Raw genomic sequence first — 9415 nt, 5'->3', positions numbered from 1 at the left:
CCTCAGGCAAGCGCCCAGGCGACGTCCCGGAGCAGGGCGTGCCGCCAGCCCGCGTGGTCGTGCCCCGACGGCGAACGCGAGACCCGAACGGCCGCACCCGAGCGTGTGGCCAGCGTCTCCACCAGGGCGCAGTGGGGCAGCATCCGTGCCTCGTGCTCCCCCACGTCGAACGCGATCCGCAGCCCGGACAGGTCGGGCCGTTCCCGCAGGCGCGCGGCGACGGCACCGCCGACCGGGCCCCCCAACGGATCGGCCGGGTCGGTGTCCGGCGTCCACCAGAACGACGCCGACTGGCAGGCCACGCGGGACACCAGGCCCGGGAACTCCAGTGCCGCGTACACCGCGCTCAGCCCGCCGAGACTCTGCCCGGCGACCACCAGTCGTTCCCGGTCGGCGGGTACGCCGGATTCCGCCACCAGCGGCAGCAGTTCGTCCCGGACCGCCTCCCACAGTTCGGGCCTGCACGCGAACTCGGCCTCCCTGTCCCTGGAGGGAAGGAAGACGAGGGTGACCGGGGGCATGTCACCACTGGCGACGGCCGAGTCGAACGCCGTCATGGCCGGGTGCAGGTAGAGCCAGTCGTCCCCGTCGAGCAGCAGGACCAGGGGACCGCCGCCGCCCGCCGGGTGGACCCGCACGGTCCGCCGCCCGTCGAGCCGTTCGCTGCTCCAGCGGATCCGGGCGCGGGGCAGGGGAAGGACGCCATCGGCACCGAGGGCGGGCCAGTGCGGCTGGGCCGGGGCGTCCGGGGTCGCGGCGATGGACCGGTCGGCGCCGGCACCGACCGGGTTGAACGGGTCGGCGTGTGCCGCGTCGCCCGTGAGGAAGCGGTAGGTCACCCGTAGCCGCGCGGGCATGCGCACCTCGGCGTACCAGCAGTCCGTGTCGCTCCACCGGCGCAGGGGGACCGGGTCCGACCAGCTCTCGAAGCCGATGCTCGCCGCTTCGGAACCCCGCCGCAGGAACAGGGTCGTCCAGCCGTCACCGTCGGGAACCGACGCGGGTGCCCCCGCGGTCGCCCAGAAGGCCTCCGTGCCCGGCACGCCGGGCACCCCGTACGCGGCGAACGGGTCTTCTCCCACCGACCTCATCAACGTCTCCTTGTGGAGCGGAAAGCGAGAAGGCTAAGCTCATGTCGATTAGGCGAGCCTAACCTAATTCCTCAGGAGGCACCGCGTATGAGCACCAACCCCTTCGACGACGCCGACGGCCGTTTCCTCGTCCTCGTCAACGACGAGGGTCAGCATTCGCTCTGGCCGTCCTTCGCGGAGGTGCCCGGGGGGTGGACGATCGTCTTCGAGGAGAACACCCGGGACGCCTGCCTGGAGTACGTCGAGGCGAACTGGACCGATCTGCGTCCCCGTTCCCTCGCCGAGTCCATGGACGCCTGACGCCTGACGCCTGACGCCCGGGCTCGGGGCGCCCGCCCGGGCGGAAGGGCACCCGTGACGCGGGCCACCCGATTGCGGCCGTACCGGGTGTTTGCCGTGGCGTCGGCGGGAAAGGGGCTCTGTGATCACCGGAGGTGACCATCCGGTGATCACCGCAAGGGAACCGGACGAGCAAGGAGGTTTCGATGTCCTCGAAGCGACGTCGTAAGAAGAAGGCCCGCCGCAAGAACGGCGCCAACCACGGGAGCCGTCCGCAGAGCTGAGGACGTTCCGGCCCACCGGGTGGGTGGCCCGCGCCACCCGCCTGTGGGCGGCGGCCCGCCGGCCACGCGGCGGCCCGGTGGCTTCCTCAGCGCTGCCACACGTCAGGTCCGCCGCCGCGCCACTCGATCAGGGGGGAGCGGACCACATCCATCTCGTCCCAGCCCTGGAGGCCGGCCTCCTGCAGGAAACGGGCGACGTCCTGCAGATCGTAGGCGCGGCCGAGGGACGCGCCGTCCACCCGCACCCGGCGACCGCCCGTCTCGTCGGGCGGGTACACGACCACGGGCGGCGCACTGACCATGACCCCAGTGTGCTGCCGGTCCCGCCGGCGCGCACGGGCACCCGCCGCCGAAGGCGCGGTCACCTCCCGCCTCCCCGCCGGCTGCCGACCCGCCGCCGGCTCCACACGAGCAGGGCGAGGAGCGCGAAGCCGGAGAGGACCAGCCCGGAGGCCGTGGCCCAGCCTCCGTAGGGCAGGCCCGGCACCACCCCCCACACCACGCCCGCGGCCAGGAGGGCGGCGGCGGTGAGAAGGGACGCGGCGAGGCGCAGTGGTGACGAGACGCTCTCCTCGGCCGCCCGCATCGCCCGTTCCCGCACCGGGCCGACGTACCGGGCGAGCGCGGGGAACTGGTCGGCGAGGACCAGGAGGCCGGCCAGTACGAGGAGCAGTCCGGGGCCGGGCAGGACCAGCAGCGCGGCACCGAGCAGCAGCAGCGCCGTGCCGGCCACCAGCGCGGCCACCCGGCCGACCGGCTTCTTTCCGTCCACTCGTCCTCCTCGGACCATTCGCCGTCCGCCGCCCGCCGTTCGCCGCGCGCCGCCCGCCGTCGGCGCGGGTACGTTTCGCGGGTACCCACGACGGCGGAGGGGGCGAGCCGGGGGGCGCGCGGGGAGCCGCCGGTCAGGGCCGGCGGGCGGGGTCGGTCAGAGCGGTCGCGGTCAGGGTGAGGTGCCGGGCCAGTACCGCGGCCGCGGTGTCGGCGTCGCGGGCCAGCGCCGCCTCCTCCAGCCGGCGGTGCTCGTCGGCACCGTCCCGGCCGGGGTCGCGGTGCGCCGCCCAGCGGCGGGTCAGCTCGCTGGCCGTCCACAGCCGGTCGAAGGACTCCAGCAGGACGGCGTTGCCGCAGCCCTCCAGCAGGGTCCGGTGGAAGACCCGATGGGCCTCGGACCACGCTTCGCTGTAGTACTTGCCCTCTTCCGGCGTGTACGCCGGGGTGCGGGCCAGCCGGTGGTGGGCCGCTCGTACGCGGGCCTCCCAGTCGACGTCGCCGCGTTCGACGGACATGCGCAGGATGACCGGCTCGATGGTGCGCCGGGCCTCGGCGATCTCCTGCCAGCGCTGGTCGGAGTAGGCGGGAACGGCGAAGCCGCGGTTGTGCAGCCGGTCGGCCAGCCCGTCGCCGACCACCCGCACCAGCGCCTCGCGCACGACGGCCAGACTCACGCCCTGTTCCTTGGCCAGGTCCTGCGGTTTGAGGGGCTCGCCAGGGGCGTAGTCACCGCGCATGATCGCGTTCCGCAGACGGGCGTAGACCTGCTCGGAAAGCATCCGCTTCCCCGGTGGAGCGGAGGAGGTGGCTGTCTCTGTCATGCGGCCAGCATAGACGGTTGGCCGGAAAATCGATTATTGCTGTTATCGTCGATGTCGGGCGTCGCGAGGTGCCCTCCAGGACCGGCCGTTGCCACGGCCACGGGCCTTGCCTCCCGGAGACAAGCGTCCCGCCACGTTGCGAAAGGAACGACGTGAACGACATGATGAGCGCCAACGACCCCTTCGCCCGCCTCCCCGAGGCGGCCACTTTCACCGTCACCAGCAAGACCGTGACCGATGGCGGCGCCTGGCCCGCCGAGCAGTTCTCCGCCGGTGTGCCCGGCGGCAAGGACATCTCCCCGCACCTGTCCTGGAGCGGTGCCCCGGAGGGCACTAGGAGCTACGCCGTCACGGTGTACGACCCGGACGCGCCGACCGGGTCCGGCTTCTGGCACTGGGCCGTGGCCGACATCCCGGCCACCGTCACCGAACTCCCCGAAGGCGCGGGCGACGACACCGGCTCGGGCCTGCCCGCGGGAGCCTTCCAGCTGCCCAACGACGCCCGCACCGCCCGCTTCATCGGCGCCGCACCGCCCGCCGGACACGGCGTGCACCGCTACTTCGTCGTGGTCCACGCCCTCGATGTCGAGTCCATCGGCGTCCCGGCCGAAGCCACTCCGGCCTTCCTCGGGTTCACCATGGCAGGACACATCCTCGGCCGTGCCGTCCTGACCGCCACCGCCGAAACCCCCGCCTGACGCGCACCGGCCTCCCGTCCGCCGAGCGGGACGGGAGGCCCACGCGCCCGGTGCCCGGCCGGGGCCGCGGCGGCCTCGCCACGCACCGTCGTATCGAAGCGGCGGCGTCGGCCGTGACGCCGCGTGCTCGTCGAGTGCCCCGGCCGCGCCGGCCGCCCCGTCCGCCGCCCTCTCGCCGGCGGCGGTCGTCCACCCCCTTCGGAAGGACCCCCGCGATGAGTCCCACCCACCTCTCCGACCGCCCCCATCCCTCCGCAGTGCCGGTGGACATGAACGCCGTTCGCGAGGTCAGTCTCGCCGTCAGTGCGGCCCACCTGTTCGTCTACCTCGTCCCCGAGACCGCGCAGGAGGCCGCCGAGCTCGGCGTGACCGAGCGCGGACCGGCGTACTTCGCGTTCCGGTCGGCCGCGATGGGGGCGGTCCCGTGGCAGGTCACGCTCGCGGCCTTCTACAACTTCAGCCCGCGCTCGGTGCGCGCCATGGCGGGGGTGTGGGAGGCCGCGCCGCCCCAGCGGTGGCAGGCCGCCCGCTTCCAGGCCGTCGGTCGTGCGCTGCGGCGCGTCGGCGTGGACCTGTCGCCCGGTCAGGTCGCCGAGGCGCGGTCGCTGATCGACCGGGTCGTCGCCGGTGCTGACTACGCCGGAAAGACGCTGGCAGCCGCGAACGCGTCGGTCGCGCTCCCGTCCGATCCCCTCGTCGCGCTGTGGCAGCAGGTCACGGTAGTGCGCGAGTGGCGCGGTGACGCGCACCTCGTCGTGCTCGCCGACCACCGCCTCGGGCCGTGCGACTGCATGGTCATGCAGACCGCGACGGGTCGCCTCCCGACGGAGGTCGCGCGTACGACCCGCCAGTGGTCCGACCAGGAGTGGGCCGCGGCGACGGCGCGTCTCGTCGCACGTGGCTGGCTCGACGCCGACGGCACCGTGACCGACGCCGGCACCACGGCGCGCGAGCGGATCGAGGCCGAGACGGACGAGCACTGCGCCGAGCTGTGGGGGCCGATCGGCGACGCGGGCGCCCGTCGCCTCGCCTCGCTCCTGACGCCGATCGGCGAAGCGTTCACCGCGGCGGGGACGTACGGGCGACTGCGCTGACCAGGGGCGCGCGCGACCGCCGGTCCACGCCGGGTCAGCCGCGCTGGGCGGGCGTGTCACCGAGTACGCGGTAGTGACGTACCGCGGTGGCTCCGCGTCGTGCCGTTTCGGGCCACAGGCGGTCCAGGACCGAGGCGGACGGCGGGAAGAGCGCGGAGGGCAGCGCCTCGCGGGCGAACCAGTGCCAGTGCACGATCTTGTCCGGCTCGGTCACCCGTGGTGTCCCCGTCGCCCGCTCCGTGACGGCCGCGGCGGTCACCCGGGTCAGCCCGTTGAAGCCGTCGACGAGGACCGCCAGGATCCGTACGGCCGTCGCGGGCACGGTCAGACCGGTCTCCTCCGCCAGCTCGCGCGCGGCAGCCGTCTCGAAGTCCTCTCCGGTGTCGACCTTGCCTCCCGGAAGTTCCCAGCGGCCGTCGTGGCCGAGGCCGAGCAGTACACGGCCGGTGGGATCGAGGACGGCGAGGCCGACGCCGGTGAGGCTGTGGGGGGCGGGGCGGGCACGTTCGGGGCGTTCGGCGCCGGGTTCACGGGAGTCCACCGGGCCATTCGACACCGTGGCGGCGGGATGGAGCCACCCCGGGTCACTCCACAGCGCATGCCGGCGCGTGGCCGGGCCCACTCGGAGACCGGGGCGTGCCGCCGCCGTGGCGCCGGACGTCCCCGCGCGCCGCCTGCCCTCAACCCCCTTGGAGAGCAAGGGGGTTCGCACTTCTTCGTGCAGCACTCTGGCTGCCGTGAGCCCACTGGGCTACCGTCGGTAACACCCTGCCGTCGCAGGTGATGACCCACGCGTCCCCCGCCCCTCCGTACACCCTCGGAAGGCAGCCCATGCAGAACACGTCAGCACCTGCCGGGATCACCCGTCGCCACGCCCTGACCGCGACGGGGGGAGTGCTCGCCGCCGCCACGCTGGCCCGGACGACGCCCGCCTTCGCCGCCGAGTCGCAGGAGGCGGACGCGATCGTCGTCGGCCACGGTCTCGCCGGGCTGGTGGCCACGGCCGAACTGGCGGCGGCCGGACGCACGGTGTTGCTCCTGGACCAGGAACCGGAGGCCAGCATGGGCGGCCAGGCGTTCTGGTCCTTCGGCGGCCTGTTCTTCGTCGACTCCCACGAACAGCGCCTGATGGGCATCAAGGACACGCGCGAACTGGCCTGGCAGGACTGGCTCGGCACGGCCGGCTTCGACCGGGGCGTCGAGGACCCCACCGGCCAGGACCACTGGGCGTACAAGTGGGCCGAGGCCTACGTGGACTTCGCCGCCGGGGAGAAGCGGTCCTGGCTGGCGGGGCTCGGCGTTCAGTGGTTCCCGATCGTCGGATGGGCCGAGCGCGGCGGCGGGCTGGCGGACGGGCACGGCAACTCGGTGCCGCGCTTCCACGTCACGTGGGGCACCGGACCGGCGGTCGTCGAGCCGTTCGAGAAGAAGGTGCGAGCCGCGCACGCCACCGGGAAGGTCACCTTCAGATTCCGGCACCGCGTCGACGGCCTGGTGACGACCGGCGGCGCCGTCACCGGCGTACGCGGCGCGATCCTGGAACCGAGCACCGCCTCACGGGGCAGGCCCAGCTCCCGTACCGTGGTGGGCGAGTTCGAACTGCGCGCCCCGGTGGTCGTCGTGACCTCCGGCGGCATCGGCGGCAACCACGACCTCGTCCGGCAGAACTGGCCCGCCCGCCTCGGGACCCCGCCCAAGTCCATGATCACGGGAGTCCCGGCCCATGTGGACGGCCGCATGCTGGCGATCACCGAACGGGCGGGCGGCCGGATCGTCAACCCGGACCGCATGTGGCACTACACCGAAGGCCTCAGGAACTACGACCCGATCTGGCCCGGCCACGGCATCCGCATCCTGCCCGGCCCGTCGTCCATGTGGTTCGACGCGACCGGCAAGCGCTTCAGTACGCCCGACATCCCCGGCTACGACACGCTGCACACCCTGAAGTCCATCACGGACACCGGCCACGACTACTCGTGGTTCGTCACCACCCAGAAGATCATCGCCAAGGAGTTCGCGCTCTCCGGATCCGAGCAGAACCCCGACCTGACCGAGAAGAACGTCTGGAAGCTGCTCTCCCGCATCTGGCAGACCCCGGAGCCGATCGAGAAGTTCAAGAAGAACGGCGTGGACTTCGTCGTCGCGACGACGCTGTCCGAACTGGTCCGGGGCATGAACAAACTCACCGGCGACAACCTGATCAAGCTGGACGACCTCGCGCGCCAGATCGACGCCCGCGACCGGGAGATCGACAACCCGTACACCAAGGACGTCCAGGTCATGGGCATTCGCAACGCGCTGGCCTACCCCGGGGACACGCTCAGTCGCACCGCCTCGGCCCACAAGATCATGGACACCGGCGCGGGCCCCCTCATCGCGGTCCGTCTCAACATCCTCACCCGCAAGACCCTCGGCGGCCTCCAGACCGACCTCTCCGGCCGCGTCCTGAACGTTTCGGGCGAACCGGTCCCGGGTCTGTACGCGGCCGGAGAGGTGGCGGGCTTCGGCGGAGGTGGTGTCCACGGATACCGGTCGCTGGAGGGCACCTTCCTCGGCGGCTGTCTGTTCTCCGGCCGTCTGACGGGCCGGGCGGCGGCTGCCGCGACCGCGACCTGACCCGGTCGCCGGTCCGGCGGCAGGCGCCGACGACCTCCCGGTACGTCAGAAGTCGTAGTCGTCGATGTTCTTGGCGTCGAAGACCGTCGGCTCACCGAGGGTGATGACGCCGTCCTTGCCGAGCTCGAACCAGCCCATGTCGTCGGCCAGGAACATCTGCCCCTCCCTGCCGGAGATCTGTCCGGAGGCGAGCGCCACCGCGGCGCGGCCGGCCAGCTCGCCGAGCTTGGCCGGGTCCCACAGCAGGAACGCCTCCACCGTGCCGTCCTCGACGTACGGACGCATGTCGTTGGGGGCGCCGAGGCCGGTCAGTTTCACCTCGCCCTTGAACTTCGACTGGGAGAGGTACTTGGCGGCCGCCTTGATGCCGTTGGTGGTGGGGGAGATGATGCCCTTCAGGTCCGGGTGCTCCGCAAGGAGCTCCTCGGCCTTCTCGTACGACTTCTGCGCCTCGTCGTCTCCGTAGACGACGTCGACGAGCCGCATGTCCTTGTAGCGCGGATCCTCGAGCTCCTTCTTGATGCTGCTGATCCAGGAGTTCTGGTTCGTGGCCGTCCGGGCGGCGGAGAGGATGGCGAACTCGCCCTTGTAGCCGAGCTGTTCGCCGAGCAGCTCGAGCTGCCGCACGGCGATGTCCTCGGCACTGGCCGGAGAGACGAAGGCGTAGCGGCACTCCGGCTTGGTGTCGGAGTCGTAGGTGACGACCTTGATGCCCGCGTCCATGGCCTGCTTGAGGGCGTCGCACAGCGCGCTCGGGTCCAGTGCGGAGATGGCGATCGCGTCGACCTTCTCCTGGGTGAGGGCGTTGATGTGGGCCACCTGGCCGGCCGTGTCGGCGCCCTGCTCCGTACCCACTTCCTTGAAGGACGAGCCGAGCTCCGTGACGGCCCGTTCGCCGCCCTTGTCGGCCACCGAGAAGTAAGGCGTGTTCACCTGCTTGGGCACGAAGCCGACGGTCAGGCCCTTCCTGGTCGGCGCGTTGGGGGAGGCCCCGCCGTTCTTCGCGCTCGTCGTGCTGTCGCCGTCCGCGGAGCCGCCCGTGTCGCCACACGCCGTGGCGAAGAGACTGAGGGAGGAGACGGCGGCGACCAGGGCGGAGGCACGGCGTGAGGGGGTTCTGTGCATGTGCTTCTTTCAGTGAGTTGATCGGCGGCGACCGACGACCCGCTCACCGGACTCGGTCGGCCCGGGCGGCCGTGCGGGCGCGCGGAGTTCGCGCGGGGTCGCCTGTAGGGGGGCTCGAAGGCGCCCGGTCAGCCGGCTTGCCGTCGACCGTCTGGGCCCGGGTGATGGCCGACCACAGGGCGGGACGGATCGAGCACGGTCACTCCTGGACGACGCGTGGGGGCAGCCTTCGGACAGTCCCTGAAAGGATTCAATGAGACTCCGGGGGACGTTAGGCAAGTGACCGGTCCGAGGTCAATGGCCTTGCGGGACCTACTTGTTGGGACTTACGGGCAGTCGGCCGGTTCAGTGCTGGGTGAGGGACTGGGGGTAGTCGGTGATGATGCCGTCGACGCCGAGTCGGGTCATGGTGCGCATGGTGCTGGGGTCGTCGACGGTCCAGACGTTGATGTCCATGCCGAGTTGGTGGATGCGGTCGACGAGGGTCTGGTCGGTGACGGTGTGCTGGGGGTTGATCTGGTCGGCCCAGGTGCTGAGCTGGAGGAGTTCGGTGTCGGTGGGGCGTTGGGCGTCGAGGATGCCGATGGGGACGTCGGGGAGGTGGGTGTGGAATTGCTGGGCGTCGTCGGTCTG

At 72.1% G+C, this 9415-nt stretch carries 12 protein-coding genes; 5 read left to right on the top strand and 7 right to left on the bottom strand.

Features of this window, described 5'->3' with window-relative positions; genetic code table 11:
* Window positions 1–2: 2 nt before the first annotated feature.
* Window positions 3–1091 carry an alpha/beta hydrolase-fold protein gene (locus KUM32_RS19940; protein WP_217143289.1) on the bottom strand — a complete coding sequence of 363 codons (1089 nt, stop codon included), beginning with the start codon at window positions 1089–1091 and terminating at the stop codon, window positions 3–5.
* An 87-nt stretch (window positions 1092–1178) separates the two neighbouring features.
* Between KUM32_RS19940 and KUM32_RS19935 the strand changes: the two genes are divergently transcribed.
* A complete protein-coding gene (locus KUM32_RS19935) occupies window positions 1179–1391 on the top strand; it encodes an MbtH family protein (protein WP_217143288.1) in 213 nt (70 codons plus the stop codon).
* A 185-nt stretch (window positions 1392–1576) separates the two neighbouring features.
* Complete coding sequence (locus KUM32_RS45335) at window positions 1577–1654, top strand: 50S ribosomal protein bL37 (RefSeq protein ID WP_370443954.1); 78 nt, start codon at window positions 1577–1579, stop codon at window positions 1652–1654.
* 86 nt (window positions 1655–1740) lie between these two features.
* On the opposite strand, the gene KUM32_RS19930 is transcribed toward KUM32_RS45335, so the two are convergent.
* From KUM32_RS19930 to KUM32_RS19920, 3 genes are all read right to left on the bottom strand, one after another.
* Complete coding sequence (locus tag KUM32_RS19930; RefSeq protein WP_217143287.1) at window positions 1741–1956, bottom strand: hypothetical protein; 216 nt, start codon at window positions 1954–1956, stop codon at window positions 1741–1743.
* Between the two features lie 59 nt (window positions 1957–2015).
* A complete protein-coding gene (locus KUM32_RS19925; protein ID WP_308408683.1) occupies window positions 2016–2426 on the bottom strand; it encodes a PGPGW domain-containing protein in 411 nt (136 codons plus the stop codon).
* A gap of 133 nt (window positions 2427–2559) precedes the next feature.
* Window positions 2560–3249, bottom strand: a complete 690-nt coding sequence (locus KUM32_RS19920) for a GntR family transcriptional regulator (RefSeq protein ID WP_217143285.1) — start codon at window positions 3247–3249, stop codon at window positions 2560–2562.
* Between the two features lie 164 nt (window positions 3250–3413).
* Here KUM32_RS19920 and KUM32_RS19915 point away from each other — a divergent pair, with 164 nt between their 5' ends.
* Together KUM32_RS19915 and KUM32_RS19910 are read left to right on the top strand one after the other, a co-directional pair.
* A complete protein-coding gene (locus tag KUM32_RS19915) occupies window positions 3414–3947 on the top strand; it encodes a YbhB/YbcL family Raf kinase inhibitor-like protein (RefSeq protein ID WP_217143301.1) in 534 nt (177 codons plus the stop codon).
* 215 nt (window positions 3948–4162) lie between these two features.
* The gene (locus KUM32_RS19910) at window positions 4163–5041 is read left to right on the top strand and encodes a hypothetical protein (RefSeq protein WP_254405849.1); all 879 of its coding nucleotides are present in this window, start codon (window positions 4163–4165) and stop codon (window positions 5039–5041) included.
* Window positions 5042–5075: 34 nt separating this feature from the next.
* On the opposite strand, the gene KUM32_RS19905 is transcribed toward KUM32_RS19910, so the two are convergent.
* A complete protein-coding gene (locus tag KUM32_RS19905) occupies window positions 5076–5582 on the bottom strand; it encodes an NUDIX hydrolase (protein WP_217143284.1) in 507 nt (168 codons plus the stop codon).
* Between the two features lie 290 nt (window positions 5583–5872).
* Here KUM32_RS19905 and KUM32_RS19900 point away from each other — a divergent pair, with 290 nt between their 5' ends.
* Entirely contained in the window at window positions 5873–7657 is a 1785-nt protein-coding gene (locus KUM32_RS19900; protein ID WP_217143283.1) for an FAD-binding dehydrogenase, read from the top strand.
* Window positions 7658–7702: 45 nt separating this feature from the next.
* On the opposite strand, the gene rhaS is transcribed toward KUM32_RS19900, so the two are convergent.
* Both rhaS and KUM32_RS19890 read right to left on the bottom strand, forming a co-directional pair.
* On the bottom strand, window positions 7703–8782 hold the full coding sequence (rhaS, locus tag KUM32_RS19895; RefSeq protein WP_217143282.1) for a rhamnose ABC transporter substrate-binding protein: 1080 nt from the start codon (window positions 8780–8782) through the stop codon (window positions 7703–7705).
* A gap of 345 nt (window positions 8783–9127) precedes the next feature.
* The coding region (locus tag KUM32_RS19890) for a glycerophosphodiester phosphodiesterase (RefSeq protein ID WP_217143281.1) at window positions 9128–9415 on the bottom strand (288 nt) is incomplete at its 5' end.

The organism is Streptomyces sp. AC627_RSS907 (genome assembly GCF_019049165.1).
This window is presented reverse-complemented; position numbering and strand designations above follow the sequence as displayed.